We start from the raw sequence: 16,869 nt of genomic DNA, 5'->3' as shown, positions 1-16,869 counted from the left end.
TATTAATAGAAAAGGAGTTTTATGGCGGAAAATCAAACACAAAAAAAACCAGAAATGAAAATTTGTGGGTCGGTTATTTTACTTATATTTTTTACCTTATTCATAGCGCCACTTGTTTATGGTCTATTTATGAAGGCAAAAGCAACACCAATTGACCCATTACCAGGTTACGAATATACAACTATTCAATTATTTAGTCTTGGCAACTTAAAACACTTAGTAGAAAACTTTAAAGATTTAGCTGAAGATCTTTCTAATGTTATTAAGGGTGACACTAAAACTGGTGTACTTGCTGCTCTAGGGGTAACACTAGCACTATTATCACTATTATTCTTTTTAATTGTTTTTGTTGTTTTACTAATTAAAATAATTTCAGGTTTCATTAAACAACGTTGAGTAGGCGCTCCGCTCTTATTAGTTGGCTTATTATCAATTGTTTGTTTCTTTGTATTATTGATGTTGATAGCTGATGGCAAGGTTAATCCTTCAGATGCGATATCGTGATTACTTAAATTAAGTATTCCTCTTGGTTTTGCTACATCGCTTATTGGATTAATTTTATGTAAATTTGGAATATAAAAAAAACCTGCTAAGCAGGTTTTTTAATATAATTAAAACATGATTAAAGGTTTAACAAGTGAAAAAGCCGCTGAGCTACAAGCAAAACACGGCTTAAATAAATTAAAAGATAAAAAACCCAAAAACCGCTTTGTAATTTTTTTAGAACAGTTTAAGGATTTGATGGTAATTATGTTGTTAATTGCCACAATTTTTTCGCTGTCAATGGCAATATATGACGCGGTCACAAAAGGCTTTGATGTAATTAAGTTTGTTGAAGCAGGGATTATCTTATTAGTAATCGTAATTAACGCAATTATTGGTTTAATACAGGAGATTAAATCATCGCAAGCGGTTCAAGCCCTTAGTAAATTAAATCCCTTAAAGGTAAAGGTATATCGGGATGGAGTGGTAAAAAATCTTGATAGTAAAGAATTAACAATTGGTGATGTTGTTTTACTCGAATCTGGTGACATTGTACCAGCGGATGGAATTTTACTTAGTGCTAGTGAACTAAAAGTAGTTGAGACGTCGCTAACGGGTGAGTCGGAGGCTATTAGTAAAAAAGTATCTGATCATCATGATGTAAATTTACCGTTAGCAGAACAGTTTTTTAAAGTGTTTTCTTCAACGCTAGTTGCTACTGGTAGCGCTGAGTTTATTGTTACTCAAATTGGAATGGATACAGAGATTGGTAAAATCTCAAGTATGCTTAATAAACAAGAAACAACAATTACGCCACTTCAATACAAAATCAACAAATTGGGTAGAATTTTTGGATATTTTGGTTTAGCGCTTTTTGTGCTTACAGTTCTAATGCAAATTACTTTCCAGTTAGTTAATGGAATCGCATTAAACAATGGTGCAATTTGAACAACTAATATTATTAATGGGATTTCATTGGCTGTTGCCGCTATCCCTGAAGGATTAGTAACATTTACGACCATTATTTTGGCACTAAGCGTACAAAATATGGCTAAACAAAAAGCGATTGTAAAATCATTGATGGCAGTTGAAACTCTTGGTTCAACTTCAGTGATTTGTTCTGACAAAACAGGAACACTAACTCAAAACAAAATGACAATTGTTGAACATCACTTACATAAAGATAACGATTTTAATAAATTATTAATTTATGGTTCATTAGCAAGTGATGCGCATATTAACATTACAAATAATGAAACACACTTTGTTGGTGACCCGACTGAGATAGCGATTATTCAAAAAGCACTTGACTTAAAACTTTACGAATCAAAGCATGATTTAGATTTAAAGTATAAAAGACTAAAAGTTATCCCATTTGATTCATCGCGTAAATTAATGTCAAGTGTTAATAAGATTGGTAATGATTATTACTTAATTACTAAAGGTGCTCCTGAAGTTGTTCTGCAAAGATGTCATTTAGAAAATTCGCAAGAAACTAATATTGTTAAAGAATGAGCAGCTGCCGCTCTACGTACCCTAGCGGTAGCGTACAAAAAACTTGATGCTGCTACAATTAAAAAACTAGAACAAATCGACTTATACAAATTAGAAAATGACTTGGAACTAGTGGGTCTTGTTGGAATGATTGATCCGCTACGCGAAACAAGTAAAGAAGCAATTGAAATTTGTAAGCGCGCTGGTATTCGTACAATTATGATTACTGGTGATAGCGTTACGACAGCTAAAGCAATTGCTAAACAGTTAGGAATCTTCAATAGCGACGATATCGCCCTTGAAGGCAAAGATTTAGATACATTAAGTGATGAAGAGTTGTTATCTAAACTTGAACACTGTAGTGTGTTTGCGCGGGTAGCACCAAAAGATAAAATTCGGCTAGTTAAGTTATTGCAATCACAAAACAATGTTGTGGCTATGACTGGTGATGGTGTTAATGATGCGCCCGCTTTAAAAGCTGCTGATATTGGTTGTGCAATGGGAATTACTGGTACAGAAGTAAGTAAAGAAGCTGCAGATATGATTCTTGTTGATGATAACTTTGCAACAATTGTTAGTGCTGTTAAAAATGGCCGTAGTATCTATGAGACAATTCGGCTAGTAATCAAAAACCTTTTAATTACTTCAGTAGCTGAAATCGTTCTTGTTTTCTTTGGTTTATTAATCTTTAATTTAGTATTTAAAAATGAAATTAAAAACAATAATGTCGATTTCTTTATTTTAAGTCCAACACAATTATTATGAATTAACTTGTTTACACATGGTTTTCCAGCGATTGCGCTAGGACTTCAAAAGAATGATATAGATTACATGAAGTTTAAACCACACCCAAAAACAGAAAGCATTTTTGCTCGCAGAATGGGAATTGATGTCTTATGATTGGGTATTTTTATCGGTGTAATGTCATTGATTGCTTACTATTTGGCAGCTAGCTATGCAATTAGTATTGGTAAACCAAAAGAGTTAGCTAAATTTGGTTCTAGTGTCGTCTTTTTAATTCTAGGAATCGCAGCAGTAATTTCAAGTCTTAATTTAATGGCGGAACCTCCAATATTTATGACCAATCCTCTTAAACATAAATTAGTTTATGGTTCAGTATTTTTTTCAGTATTTTGATTAATTCTTGTTGCAGCTGTGCCGCAAATTGCGCAAGTCTTTAAGATTTCAAATAGTTTATTTACTGATGGTAAAATGATTGCAATCGCTTTTGGCTCTTTAGCAGGAATTTATATTGTTTTTGAATCTTATAGTCTTTTAAATAAGTATGTTATTAAGTAGATCTCTTAGTCTTTTAAATAAGTATGTTATTAAGCAGATCTCTGTTTGCTACCTATGGGTTGCAACAGATATTTTTAACACCCAGTAATTCCAGGCTAATTAAATTAGCCTTAATGATTAAACAAGTTTAAAACAATCCTAATGTAAATTCTAAACATTACAGGAGCATACTATCAAAATTGAAGATATTATTAATGCAACTTGATAACTTTTAGTTAATAAACATTAATTAAAAACCAAGGCGGATTGCCTTGGTTCATCATTATATTTTCGAGTATAAAATTCTGTTTATTTAAAAACTTTTTAAATTTAATTATTTTGTAAATTTAATCCAATAACTATTTGTTATTCAGCAGTAAATGTAACTTTAACATCCTTTGTTATGCTTTCTTTTCCTTTAGAAATTTTTAAAGAAAAAGTAAGTGAATCTACTCCACTGCTAATATTTTTAAACTCAATTTTTACACCATATTTCTTTTGAATATCGGCTAAATCAGCTTTTAACATCTCATCCACCACTGCTATAGCATCAGTTCCACCGGTAAATGCTCCCATATTAACTTTTGCAAAATCCGCAATAGGTCTGCTTTCATCAGTTAGTTTATTAGCAGCTGCTTCAACGGCTCCTTTGTCAGTTTCTGGTATTTTTTCGCCACAGCTAACAGCAAAAGCAGCAGTTGCAGCGAGAGTAGCAACTGTTCCAAAACCAAATAGTAATAATTTATTTTTTGACATAATTTTATTTAATACCTTTCTAGTTTATTAAAATTCTATTAGCATTCATAAATGATTGTTAATAGAAATTCATTATACTTGAAAAAAAAAAAAAAAAAAAGAAGACAAAAAGTCTCTTAAAATCATATATTTTTAGCAGTATTTTTTTATCTAAAATTCCATAAAATCAATGAAATTTATTGAAAAACAAAGAAATTAATGGATTTTTTGTTATAAAAATTATCAATATAAATGTATTATTAAGTAAAATATCGCTAAAAGCGATACTTTCAATAGGGCTCGAGTATATTTTTTGTTTATAATATATAATATTTGTAATTTGAAGGAGAATTATGATTAATGTAAATGAATTTAAACCAGGAATTACTTTTTAAGATGAAAATGGAATCTATGTTGTATTAGAAGCGCAACACTCAAAACAAGGCCGGGGACAAGCTAATGTTAAAGCGAAAGCAAAGAATTTAAGAACAGGTGCAATTACTATTAAAACTTACACTGGTGGTGACCGTGTACAACCAGCAAGAATTGATAAAAAGAATATGAGTTATTTATACAATGATGGTGAAAACATTGTTTTAATGGATGATGAAACATACGAACAAATTTTTATACCTGTTGCAAAGGTCGAATGAGAACTTAATTTTCTTAAAGAATCAAGCAAAGTAATGGTTCGTATGTTCGAAGAAGAAGTGCTTGATATTGAACTTAGTGCTAATGTTGATTTAGTGGTTACTAACGCTCCCGATGCTGTTAAAGGTAACGCCACAACTAACCCACAAAAGAAAGTAATTGTTGAAACTGGGTATGAACTAGAAACACCTATGTTTATTAAAGATAATGATGTTATTACTATTTCAACCCAAACAGGTAAGTATGTTGGGAAGGCTAACAAGTAATGTATTATATTGTACGAAATCATAGTGCGAATCAAGCATATGGTGTTCATATCAATGTGTTTAAGTAAAAGATAGAACATTTACTTCAAAAATATCCACACATTAAACCATCAGGCAATCCGGAAATATTTGTAACAGAAAATAATAATAATGTCACTATTAAACTATCTTTTTGGCTTAAAAAAGGCTATAAACCAAGTCAAGCGATTAAAGAACTTAATACTGAAATTGAAAATATTACTAATTCTCTTATTTCATCTAAACCCGATAATATTCAGCTAATTATTCTTAATTAAAAACCAAGGCTTTGCGCCTTGGTTTTATTTTAGTATTTTTTTAAATTAATTTAATTATCTAAAAATGAATTTGAAAATTACAAATTTTACATATAAAATTATGTTTTTATGGTCGTTTAGTAACTTTAGTGTAATTACCTTTTGTAAATTCGCTAGTGAATTTATTTCATAAAACAGTATCAACTTGTAATTCGTTTATATTTGCATTTTGAAAGGCGTTGACTCTAACATCATTAACTGATGAAGGAATATTTAAGGTACCTATTGTTTTAAAATTACGGAACGCGCCATCTCCAATAAATGTTAAGTTTTTAGGAAGCGTCATACGAGCAATCTCAGCGCCTGCAAAAGTGCCAGTTTCAATTCTTGTAACACCTTCTGGTAAACCAAATGTAGTAAGTTTTATATGTACAAATGCGTATGGTTTTATTGTTTTTAAAGTCTTAGGAAAAATAATTTTTCCGATATTTTCATTTGGCCAAGTTCCCATACCACCCACTTTTCCATAGAAAAATGCATATTTACCGATTTCTGTTATTTTGGCATGAATATCAAGTTCATTAATTGACATTTGACTTTCGCAAAATGCTTGTTCCCCTAAAATTTTAACTTCTTTATTATTTATTCTTTCAGGAATAACTAAAATGGATAGAGTTTCGCCCGAGATCGCTTTTCCCGCTTTTCTTGTAAGGACTCCATTATTATCAACATCAAAGTATTTGTTTAAAAATGCTAAACTGCTCTCTAGGGTACCATCACCTTTTTCAATTTTGCTTAAGAGATCATCGCGAGCAGCGGTTATTGTAGCTAATGCATTAGCAGCATTTGCTTCGTTTGTAACCGCCTTTGCATCGACTAAAGCACCTTTGTATTTTTTAGCATCTTTATCAGAAACAAATTTTTCATTCTTCATTACATATCGTGGTTTAGCATCTTCATCTCTTAATACATCAAATTGATGTTTTGTCTGTAAGTTAGGCAAACTGTTATCTTTTATAAATTCTTTAAGAGCGTCTAAATTTGGTGTCGCTACTTTTGCACCTGTAACGATTTTGCCTTTCATTGTATTGAACGCAGCTTCAAGATCTGATTTAGCTTGTGTAGCCTTTGATTCGTCTGCTACATTTTTAGCGTTCGTTAGTGCAGTTTTATAAGCATCTAGATCTGCTTTAAGAATATATTTTTTGCCTTTTGAAAGTTTGTTTGCATCGAGTGGTCCTGAAACTTCTTCTGTAACATTTTCAAGTACATTGCCTGATTTTTGTAGTTCAGCAACTTCGTGCGATGCGATATATGCTTTAAGAGCATCAAGGTTTGGTGTTTGTGAAGCAGCTTTAGTACCTGTTTTAATAGCATTTTTAAGTTCTTTAACTGCTGCTTCAAGATCTGTTTTTGCTTGAGCGGCTTTAGTTTCGTCTTTTACAGCTTGTGCTGTTGCAAAAGCAGTTTTAAATTTATCAACAGCACTTTGAGCGATAAATTTTTTACCATTATCTACTTTAGTTTCAACTGCATCAGTATCATGTAGTATTTGTACACCACTTAGGAGCGCTACCTCAGTATTGGTATTGAGTGATGTTTTAAGAGCATCAAGGTTTGGTGTGGCTTGTGGTGTTTGATTGTCATTATTACCACAACTAATGGTAACAGTAGCAGCAGCAGCGAGCATTGCAGGCGCACCTAAAAGAAGTATGAGATGTTTACTTTTCATCGTTTTTCCTTTCTTCTATTTTTTTTATTAAAATTAAAAAATAGATAAGTAATGATATTCATATAATAAATATTTATTATATGAATATCTACCCTAATTCTATGACTTTGCTAAAAAAAAAAAGCATAAAAGTCACAATAAAACAATGAAAACAAATGTTTGTTTTACAGACAAAAAATAACTTAATTCAATAAAATTGTTGAAAATTTATTGAAAAACAAAGAAATTAATGGATTTTTTGTTATAAAAATTATCAATATAAATATATTATTAAGTAAAATATCGCTAAAAGCGATACTTTCAATAGGGCTCGAGTATATTTTTTGTTTATAATATATAATATCTACAATTTGAAGGAGAAATATGATTAATGTAAATGAATTTAAACCAGGAATTACTTTTCAAGATGATAATGAAATTTATGTAGTGCTAGAAGCACAACATTCGAAACAAGGGCGGGGACAAGCCAATGTTAAAGCGAAAGCAAAAAACCTAAGAACAGGTGCTATTACTATTAAAACCTATACTGGTGGTGACCGTGTTCAGCCAGCGCGAATTGATAAAAAAAACATGAGTTATTTATACAATGATGGCGAGAATATCGTTTTAATGGATGATGAAACATATGAACAAATTTACATTCCGATTACTAAAGTTGAATGAGAACTAAACTTTATGAAGGAATCAAGCCGGGTAATGGTGCGTATGTTTGAATCAGAAATTTTAGATATTGAGCTTAGTGCTAATGTTGATCTTGTTGTTGTCGATGCTCCTGATGCTGTAAAAGGTAACACTACCACTAATCCACAAAAACGAGTTAAAGTTGAAACAGGTTACGAATTAGAAACGCCAATGTTTATCAAAGATAATGATGTAATTACTATTTCAACTCAAACTGGTAAATATGTTGGAAAGGCAAAATAGTGTATTACATTGTTCGTAACCATAGTGCAAATCAAGCCTATGGGGTTCACATCAATGTTTTTAAGCAAAAAATTGATCATTTGCTTAAAAAGTATGATTACATTACACTCGAAAACGAACCCAAAATTCAAGTAACCGAAAACAATAATAATATTACAGTTCGAATTGCTTTTTGAATTGGTGAAGAACACCAACCAAGCCAAGTTATTAAAGAATTAAATACCGAAATTGAAGCGATTACTAATTCACTAATTGGTTCTAAACCCGATAACATTCAGTTAATCATTTTAAAATAAAAACCACAGATAATACTGTGGTTTTTTTATATGTTTTAAATTGTTTTAACTTTTACTGTAACCAGTAATTACTAAGTTAACGCTTTTTACCACTGCTTTGTTTTTTGAAACACTAAGTGTAATTGTTTTTTCACCTTTTTTGTCATCATTTCCATTTGCTAATACAGTAATTGCAACTTGAACTTCATTAGTTACTAATGCGGCCAAATCAGCATCTAAATCAGCATCGAGTTCTGTAAGACTAGCGTAGTTGACTACTGAAGGTAATTTAGAAGTATTGTTGAGAGTTATTAAATTAGTTAGTTTGCTCAATGCATCAGCAACAGCATCAACATTTTCTTGGTCAATTACTGCTGGATCTTTTAAGAATCCTGAAACTAATAATTCAACAGTTTTAGGTTTAGCGTGACCCTTTGATAATTTAATTGTTAGCACTTGAATTCCTTCTGGTTTCTTTTCAACATTGTTTGTTAATTCCGCTTTTACATCGTTTACAAGCAATGCTGCTAAGTCATTACTTAAGTCATCATCAAGCGCCTTGAAATCAGCGTAAGTTACATCACTAGCTAATTTGGTTTTATTATTTGTGGTTTGTAAGTCTTTTAGTTTACCAAACTCAGCAGCCACAGCATTAACATCTGCTTGGTCTTGTTCTACTTCGGCACTAGTTTTAAAACCTTTAATGATAAGTTTTTTTTCTTTACTATCAGAACCTTTTTGAATTAGTAATGTAACTATTTTTTCGCCATCTTTAGGTCTATTATCCGAGTTAGAAACTTGAATTTCTACACCGTGTTTTTTTGCAAGCGCTTCTAAACCAGCATCTGTGGCTTTATCAATGTCTTGAATAGTAGTGTAAACTGCTTCACTGGGAAGGGTTTTGGTTTTTGCATTAACATCTTTAATTGCACTTATAACTTCATCAATTGGATTCTTGCTACAGCTAATTGCTAAGGTAGGAAGTGCTAAAGCACTTACGCCACCCAAAGTAAATAAAAATATTTTTTTATTCATAAATAATACCTCGTTTCTTTTTGAAAAAAATACACTTTAATTGTATACCTTATTTTGTAAATTAATATTATTTGGTATGAATGAAAGTGAATTAAATTTAGTTGTTTTTGACAACAAAATTTATGATAAATTAATATTTAATGATCCTAAATATTGTGTTACTGGCGGTTAAAGTTAACAACTATTTTAACAACAACTTGTTATATTGAAATGAAAGTTTAATATCTTTTTGAATGCTTTCACTAACTTTAGAAATTTTTAAAGAAACTTTAATCACTGGCTTGGTAGTATTGGTGATATCTGGAGTAATATTTGTTACTTTAATTTTTATGCCATATTTCTTTTGAATTCCTGCTAAATCTGCTTTGGTTCATTAAACAACTGTAGCAGCATGGTTAGGATTAGAAGTTAAACTGCTAATATCAATTTTTGCAGCATCTTCTGCAGAAATTGTTTTATCTGTTGCTTATTTACAGCTACGGCGCTAATTGTTTTAGAACTAAATAGTAATAATTTATTTTTTGACAAAAAATTAAAAAAATCAACTATATTTGTTGAAAAACAAAGAAATTAATTGTTTTTTGTTATATAAAAAACCACATATTGTGGTTTTAGATTTTATAACCATTAATAGTTATTTCGTAATTTTGTGTTGCTTCATCACATATAATTTTTAATGTAATTTTTTTAGTACCTTTAGTATCGTCGTTTACATCTGAATTTGGAACAATTGAGATCATAACACCTTCATTTTTTTCCATAATAGACTTAAGTTCAGTAATGCCGTGATTTTCCAATCCTTGAAGGTCGGTGTATGTTACTTCGCTTGCTTTTGAGGTTGATGAATTAGTGGTAAATTGTTTTTCTTGTATCATCTTAATTGTTTCTGCGACAGTTTCTTCATTAGTCATAAACCCGGTAATTGTTATTTCAATATCAGCTCATGCATCCCGTGTTTTTGGATAAAGATGGAATTTAAAACTTAATTTTCCATTAATATCATCGACTTTAACATCTTTTGGATTAACACTGTATGTTGAGGTATAAGATATATTATTATCTAGTATGTATTTATGTAATTCGGATGAGCCACTATGTTCATGAACAAAAGTATCAAATCATATCTGAGTTTTGGCTACCGAAGATGCTCTGGAATTTCCAATTTCAGCTTGTTCATTGAGTTTAAATTCGCGTTTTGTAATTGTATCTGCAAAAGCCTTATTTTTTTCAATTTGTTTTTTATCTAAGTAACCGCCTATTGTGATTTCTTTTGATTTTGTAACATTACCTTTTGAGATCGTAACTTTAACTTTTACTGTTCCTTCATCATTATTATAGCCAAGTACCTCGGATGCAAAATTTGTTCCATATGTATTAAAAAAACGATTTAGGGGGCCGTGTGCTGCTTCTAATAATTCTTTTCTAACAAAACTTTTTTTAGTCTCAGCTAGACCTGGATATTCTTTGTGATTAAGTCAAGCGCCATCTTGATAAAACGCTAACTCGGCGTTAACATCACGTTCATCACCTTCGCCTGCAATTGGTACACCATATTTAAATGGTTCTATATAATCATTATTTCCATACACTTGAGCATAATAAATTTTGTTAAGTAAATATTCATATAGTAAATTTATGTCGGTAACCTCTTGCTCATTATTAGAAGCTATCACCTTTAGAAAAAATGCTTCGTATTCGTCGTAGTTTTTTTTAGGAATCCCTGTCATACTAGTGTTAATTTTATCTGGGTCAATAATATCAAGATCAACAACTAAAATATTATTAGAATCCAGTTCTTTTTGTAAATACCAAAATGGTGTTATATTCTCTTCCTTCATTCAAATTATAGAATCTAAATTTACACTACGTTTTCCAGGAATAAATTCTGCTTTCATGTTATTTAATGCGTTTTCTAATGTAGTTTTAGCCTCATTAGCCTTGCTATTATCAGTAATTTTTTTAGCATTTGCTAATGCTTCTTTATATTTTTCTACAAGTTCTCTTGGTGCAGCATTGACACCTTTTGGGATCCAATCGATGTTAACAACTGTAGGATTATCAAAACGTCAAATATACTTTAAATTAATTTCATTTTCAACTTCTTTTATATACGCGCTAAGAGCATTAAGTTCAGCTGTTGATTCTGGCTCTGGTGTTGGGGTAGGAGCCGGCACTGGCACGGGACTAGGGGCGGGTTCAGGAGTTGACTGGTTTGAGTTGTTGTTTACGATTTGTTTTTTGTGTTGCAAAACGCCATATGTAACTATGGTTGCGGTTGTTGCTAAAGTGAAAGTAATTCCAAGACCTAATAGTAATTTATTTTTATTCATAATTTTTCCTTAATTATTTTTTAAATCCATGAATTTTGATTGTGTGATTGATATTAGCGGCGCCTGGCGTTGAATCAAAGGTAAGATTAATGGTAATGGTTTTTGTACCATTAACAACATCATTTATTTCTGTACCAGGAACAATACTAATGATAAGACCCTTGTGATTTCTTATGTAGTCTCACTGCAACACATTTATTCCATCATTAGCCATATCTTCAATCGTTTTGTAAGTTACTTCATCTGCTTTTTTATTAGTTGAATTCTTTGTTTCTATACTTTTTAAGTGCGTTTTCATATGTTCAAATATTTCATGTAATTCTTTTTCATATGTTAAGAAACTAGTAAGAGTTATTTCGATATCACATCAATCAATTTCTGTCTCATCCGTAAAGCGAACAATTACTTTCAAAATACCGTTAACATCATCAATTTTCGTGATTTCTGTAGGGTCGTCGAGAATATTAACTTTATTTTCTTTTAGTAATTCTCTTAGATCTTGACTATGACGTACAATGTCATTGATATAAACGCCAAATCCCACTTCGTGAAAAGCTCTTCATCGCGTTTTCATTGAATTGGCATCAAGAGCGAATTCGTATCTTGTAATTCGTTTTTTAATTTCTTCATTTTTTGCCGCTTGTTCTTTAGTTAGAAAACCGCTAATTGTAATTTCTTTTGATTTTGTAATATTGCCTTTTGAAGCTACAACATTGACGCGAATTGTCCCCTTTTCATTATCAAAATCAACAATATTGTATGTGATATTTGCTCCATAATCTGTATAATTTTCATTATTGAAATATCCTTCTGGTTTATTATACATTGTGTAAAATAATTCGTCTCTAGTAAAACTTTTTTTAGTTTCAGCTAAACCCATACGATCATCTTTTTTAAAACTACCATTTCGATAGAATAATAAGACACCATTTACATCACGCTCATCGCCTTCACCTGCAATTGGTACATTATATTTAAAAGGTTCCATATACACATTGTTTCCATAATTACCATAAAAATCAGGGTCGTTTTTAATTTGTTCTATGATGGCGCGAAAAGCATCAACCAGTTTTTCGTATTCGAGTTGATTTTTCGCTGTTTTGCTTTTTTCAAGTATTGAATTAAGTCTATCATAGTAAAACTTTTTGATTGGTGTAAAAGAGGGGTGAATTTTATTCTTATCGATTATTTCCGTATCCACAATTATTATGTTATTATAGAATTCGTCTGGTAAGAATTCCTCTAAAGAATTATAACCACGAAGAAAATCGGAATAAGTCGGATCTTCTTTTGTCCCAGTAATAAATGCTGTCTTCATATTGTTTAGTGCAGTTTCTAAAGCAGCCTTAGCCTCGTTAGCTTTGCTATTATCTCTTACTTTTTTTGCATTTAATAATGCTTCTTGATATTTATCGACTAATTTAGATGGCGCTGCATTTATGTTTTTAGGAATCGAATTAACATCAGCAAGTGCAGGATTCTCAAATTTTCAAATATATTTCAAATCTATTTCGTTTTCAACTTCTTTAATATAAGCATTAAGAGCATCAAGTTCTGGAGTTGATTCGGGTGTTGGTGCTGGTTCTGGTGTAGGGGTAGGAACTGTTTTGGCGTAGGTGTTGGTGTTGAAGTATTTTCATTTTGATTATTTATGTTTGTTTTAGCGCGTTCGTAGTGTAAAACACCATAGGTAATTACACTTGCTGTTGTTGCTAAAGCAAGGGTTGCTCCTAAACCAAGTAATAATTTCTTTTTAGTCATTTTTTCTCCTTTTTTGCTTACTATTAAGCAAATATATTTACAATTATCACATTAAACTAAAAAAACGCTGAAATTTAGCGTTTTTTTACCGGGTTTTTTGCGTTTTCTTGTAAAAAAATATAAATTATTTAGTTTTTACATAATACCCGCTACTTCGACTTTTACTTTTTTACTTTTATTACCTCTAGAAATTTTATAGATATGGACGGACACTCCGAACTTATCGGGATGTGCGTATACTCCAATTAAAGTGATAGTGACTTTATACTCGATTTGTATTTCAGCGGTAATTTTGTTAAGATTTGACAATCTTAACTTTGCATTACTGAGCTTCTCAGCAGCAGCGTCGATTTTTTCATCGCTGCAACTTACAGCAAATACTGCTGTCGCGCTAAAAGTTGCAATTGTACCAATGCCTAGCAACAATTTCTTTTTGTTCATATTTTCTCTCTTCATCATAAATAATTAAATATATAAAGATTATCGCATTTTATTAATGTAGAATTACAAAAATCAATAAAAAATACTGAATTATAAAGAAAAATGTTTATTTTTTGTTAAATAAAAACCGCTGTTTTTGCGGTTTTATTATATTGTTCGTTTAAAATCTGTGATAGTGACGGTTTTTTCTTTTGATGCTTTACCACAAACAAGTTTAATGGTAAGCGTTTTAGTTCCTTTGGTATCGTCATTAATTTCTGAACCAGGAACTATGCTTACAATGACATCTTTTTCAATGTTTTTAAAACAATCCTTGTATTCGTTCATAATTGTATCAATATTATCGTATTTTATTTCACTTGCTTTTTTATCACGAGATGAAGTGCTTCAGGCATCATAAACTACAACCTCTGTATCCAAAAATTCTGCGTTTGTCATTCAATTAACTATGGTGATTTCTATTCTAGTTCAGTCCATACTCTTTTTATCAACAAAACAAGGTGTGAATTTTAATGTTCCGGTTTCATTATCAACTTTAGGATTAAGGTTTCTAATTTCTTGTTTTAATAAAAAAAGATTATTAGTAGTTAGATAACTTTCAAGTTCACGAGATAAATCCGAATATAAAAACGCTACAGTATCTAATGGTGAATTTTCATTCATTATATAATTTTCCATAATCCCCGAAACTCTACCTGTTCATGCTGGTGATTTATCAAATTCGCGCTTTGTGATTTTCTCGGCAAGTAATTTGTTTTTTGCGTCTTGTTCTTTAGTAAAAAAACCACTAATAGTAATTTCTTTTGTTTTTGAAACAGTCCCTTTTGCGCACGTGATTTGTAATCTAACAATTCCCTTTTCATTATCATAGCTAATAACTTTATATGTTTGGGTTGTTCCATATTCTGTTTCAAGACCAGCTGTTAAATAAGTGCCAAAACCAGCACCATACATCGCGCGAAAAAGTTCTTTACGATCAAAATTTTTGTGTTTTTCTGCTCAATCAGGAAACATTTCCTTTAAATATACACCATCTTTATAGAATGTAAGTGCAGCGTTCACATCACGCTCATCGCCTTCACCTGGAATTGGTACATTATATTTAAAAGGTTCCATATAAATATTTTCACTAATTAACTGAGAATAAGAAATAATTTCATTCAATCCGTTGAATTTTAGATATAATCGTTTAAATTCAGCTTCGTTTTTATTGATATATGCTTGTTTTGCTTGTATATACAATTCATTTAGCATATTATAATCTTTTAGTTTTAAAGCACTAGTAGAAGGATGCATTTTTTGAATATCGATAATTTCCAAATCAACAAGTAAAAAACGGTTATAATCATTGTAGTAATTCATTTGATCTAAAAGTGTATCGAAATCAAACATTCCTTGTGCATTACGTAAATAAGTATCGTCTGTACCGGGTATAAACGATTTTTTAAGTTTATTAAGCGCAGATTCTAACACGCTTTTAGCGGCGTTTGCCAGTTCGTTTTCGGTAACTTTTTCGGCAGCGGCTAATGCTTTGTTATATTCTTCAACTAATTCAAACGGCGCCGCATTAGTACCTAGAGGTATTAAAGCAGGTTCTACTATATCCGCCTTGTCATAGCGGTGTATGTATTCCAGGTTAATTTCACTCTTTGCTTGTTTAATATATGCTCTAAGTGCATCAAGTTCTGGTGTGGGAGTAAATGTTCCAGTTACGATTGCTTTTTCTAAATGTTCTTTAGCCACTTTAAGAGCATCGATTTGTTTCATTGCTTTAATTTCACCTTGCTCTTTAGTTAGTGCTACAGATTCATTGTAGACTTTTTTATATGCTTCAATTGCGCTTTTTAAAATAACTTTTTTACCTTTTTCAAGTGTTTCTGGAGCAGGTGTAGTATTAGAATCAAGTTGCATAATATCTTTACTTATGATTTTATCTACACTTGCATTAACCAATACTGCTTTAAGTTCATCATAAATTGGTGTTGGTATTAGATTATTAACGGAAGGTTCGCTGGTTTGCGTATTAGTATTTGTTTTAGTATCTTTACGATGCAATACACCATAAGTTGCAACAGTTGCGGTCGTTGCTAGAGTAAACGCAATACCTGTGGCTAGTAATAATTTAGTTTTATTCATAAATCTCCTTTTTTTGTTTTACAAAATTAAATCCCAAATTAATTATGTCATTTATATATAAAAAAAAAAAAAAAAAAGAGTAGAAAACGGCCAAATATTGGCGAAAAATCAACTAAAGTGACTTTAATTTGTAAAAACTAGAAAAGTTAGATATGTTTTGTATTTGAGTTAATTTATATGACCCCCTGAATTACAATGTAATAAACTAGTGGAAGGTATCTATATTATTGCTAAATTACAATTAAAATTTCAAGCTGCTATGAAAAAACAGTAGTTTTTCATATTTTTTTATTTTTTTAGTATTTTTTGTCCCTCCAGAATACATATATAAGTGGTTATAAAAAAGAAAGGGGGTGATCTATGCCCAAAAATGAAAATGCACTTTATAATTTAATTAAAGATGCAACTAAACTAACCAATAAGGAGGTAATGTCTATTTTAAAACGTTACTCGGATGTTGATATGTTTCAAATGATGTTTGAAAATGAACCTAATATCCTTTGATTAATTGCAAGAATAGATCAAAATAATATGAAACAAAAAACAGAAAATGATAAATTCAAACAAATAGATCAGAAATTTGATCAAATTGATAAAAAATTTAAACAAATAGATCAAAGATTTGATCAAATTGATAAGAGATTTGATAGCTTTGAGGCGAGATTTGAAGAAAAGTTTGAAACACTTACTAAAACCCTCCTTGGTGCAATTGCTGACGTAAAAAAAGAAATGTACATTGAATTTAGCAAGGTTAATTCTAGACTTGATATACTAGAACAAGATGTCGCTGTGTTTAAAAAACTTCACAATTTGTAAATCGTGAATTAATTAAATTAAAACCCCCACCAAAAGTGAAAGAAGAAGGGGGGGTCAATATTCACAATAAAATGAGTGCTATTAAATTTGATTCGTATGCAAGATAAAGTAAATATATAAGAATTTGAAACAATTAATCTATGCATCATCAAAATTAAAAACAAGATTGTTTCAGTTTTACGTTGTCTAATTTTATTTAACAGCAATAGGAGCACATTACTACAGCTAATCACTGTG

At 30.7% G+C, this 16,869-nt stretch carries 15 protein-coding genes; 7 read left to right on the top strand and 8 right to left on the bottom strand.

From position 1 onward, the window contains the following. Window positions 1-21: 21 nt before the first annotated feature. Together NPA09_RS02190 and NPA09_RS02185 are read left to right on the top strand one after the other, a co-directional pair. On the top strand, window positions 22-579 hold the full coding sequence (locus NPA09_RS02190) for a hypothetical protein (protein ID WP_129723268.1): 558 nt from the start codon (window positions 22-24) through the stop codon (window positions 577-579). A 39-nt stretch (window positions 580-618) separates the two neighbouring features. Further along, entirely contained in the window at window positions 619-3,276 is a 2,658-nt protein-coding gene (locus NPA09_RS02185; protein WP_256541809.1) for a cation-translocating P-type ATPase, read from the top strand. A 345-nt stretch (window positions 3,277-3,621) separates the two neighbouring features. Here NPA09_RS02185 and NPA09_RS02180 read toward each other — a convergent pair whose 3' ends face one another. Next, window positions 3,622-4,011 carry a Vmc-like lipoprotein signal peptide domain-containing protein gene (locus tag NPA09_RS02180; RefSeq protein ID WP_129721620.1) on the bottom strand — a complete coding sequence of 130 codons (390 nt, stop codon included), beginning with the start codon at window positions 4,009-4,011 and terminating at the stop codon, window positions 3,622-3,624. A 386-nt stretch (window positions 4,012-4,397) separates the two neighbouring features. On the opposite strand from NPA09_RS02180, the gene efp (NPA09_RS02175) reads away from it, so the two are divergent. Continuing rightward, window positions 4,398-4,907, top strand: a complete 510-nt coding sequence (gene efp / locus NPA09_RS02175) for an elongation factor P (protein WP_256541868.1) — start codon at window positions 4,398-4,400, stop codon at window positions 4,905-4,907. Window positions 4,908-4,978: 71 nt separating this feature from the next. Then, the gene (locus NPA09_RS03595; RefSeq protein ID WP_416906709.1) at window positions 4,979-5,203 is read left to right on the top strand and encodes an MMB_0454 family protein; all 225 of its coding nucleotides are present in this window, start codon (window positions 4,979-4,981) and stop codon (window positions 5,201-5,203) included. A 106-nt stretch (window positions 5,204-5,309) separates the two neighbouring features. Here NPA09_RS03595 and NPA09_RS02170 read toward each other — a convergent pair whose 3' ends face one another. Beyond that, entirely contained in the window at window positions 5,310-6,914 is a 1,605-nt protein-coding gene (locus NPA09_RS02170; RefSeq protein ID WP_129721622.1) for a leucine-rich repeat domain-containing protein, read from the bottom strand. Window positions 6,915-7,277: 363 nt separating this feature from the next. Between NPA09_RS02170 and efp (NPA09_RS02165) the strand changes: the two genes are divergently transcribed. Together efp (NPA09_RS02165) and NPA09_RS02160 are read left to right on the top strand one after the other, a co-directional pair. Then, window positions 7,278-7,838, top strand: a complete 561-nt coding sequence (gene efp / locus NPA09_RS02165) for an elongation factor P (protein ID WP_129721624.1) — start codon at window positions 7,278-7,280, stop codon at window positions 7,836-7,838. Further along, window positions 7,838-8,134 carry an MMB_0454 family protein gene (locus NPA09_RS02160; RefSeq protein ID WP_129721626.1) on the top strand — a complete coding sequence of 99 codons (297 nt, stop codon included), beginning with the start codon at window positions 7,838-7,840 and terminating at the stop codon, window positions 8,132-8,134. The genes efp (NPA09_RS02165) and NPA09_RS02160 overlap by 1 nt, the downstream gene beginning before the upstream one ends. A 45-nt stretch (window positions 8,135-8,179) precedes the next feature. Here the strand turns inward: NPA09_RS02160 and NPA09_RS02155 are convergent, their stop codons facing one another. From NPA09_RS02155 to NPA09_RS02130, 6 genes are all read right to left on the bottom strand, one after another. Continuing rightward, the gene (locus NPA09_RS02155) at window positions 8,180-9,148 is read right to left on the bottom strand and encodes a lipoprotein 17-related variable surface protein (protein WP_129721628.1); all 969 of its coding nucleotides are present in this window, start codon (window positions 9,146-9,148) and stop codon (window positions 8,180-8,182) included. Between the two features lie 611 nt (window positions 9,149-9,759). Further along, entirely contained in the window at window positions 9,760-11,478 is a 1,719-nt protein-coding gene (locus NPA09_RS02150; RefSeq protein WP_129721630.1) for a lipoprotein 17-related variable surface protein, read from the bottom strand. 13 nt (window positions 11,479-11,491) lie between these two features. Further along, window positions 11,492-12,982: a lipoprotein 17-related variable surface protein gene (locus NPA09_RS02145; RefSeq protein WP_256541808.1), complete on the bottom strand. Its 1,491-nt coding sequence runs from the start codon at window positions 12,980-12,982 to the stop codon at window positions 11,492-11,494. Between the two features lie 2 nt (window positions 12,983-12,984). Further along, window positions 12,985-13,239 (bottom strand): hypothetical protein, encoded by a 255-nt coding sequence (locus tag NPA09_RS02140; protein WP_256541807.1) that lies wholly within the window; start codon window positions 13,237-13,239, stop codon window positions 12,985-12,987. A gap of 135 nt (window positions 13,240-13,374) precedes the next feature. Then, window positions 13,375-13,698, bottom strand: coding sequence for a variable surface lipoprotein (locus NPA09_RS02135; RefSeq protein WP_129721634.1), 324 nt, complete (start codon window positions 13,696-13,698; stop codon window positions 13,375-13,377). A gap of 129 nt (window positions 13,699-13,827) precedes the next feature. Then, window positions 13,828-15,816, bottom strand: coding sequence for a lipoprotein 17-related variable surface protein (locus NPA09_RS02130; protein ID WP_129721636.1), 1,989 nt, complete (start codon window positions 15,814-15,816; stop codon window positions 13,828-13,830). 360 nt (window positions 15,817-16,176) lie between these two features. Between NPA09_RS02130 and NPA09_RS02125 the strand changes: the two genes are divergently transcribed. Continuing rightward, on the top strand, window positions 16,177-16,632 hold the full coding sequence (locus NPA09_RS02125; RefSeq protein WP_129721638.1) for a hypothetical protein: 456 nt from the start codon (window positions 16,177-16,179) through the stop codon (window positions 16,630-16,632). The last annotated feature ends 237 nt before the right edge of the window (window positions 16,633-16,869 follow it).

It is taken from the genome of Mycoplasmopsis equigenitalium (assembly GCF_024498255.1).
GTDB lineage: Bacteria > Bacillota_I > Bacilli_A > Mycoplasmatales > Metamycoplasmataceae > Mycoplasma_H > Mycoplasma_H equigenitalium.
The sequence above is the reverse complement of the archived record's forward strand: the minus strand, read 5'-3'. Positions and strand labels throughout refer to the sequence as shown.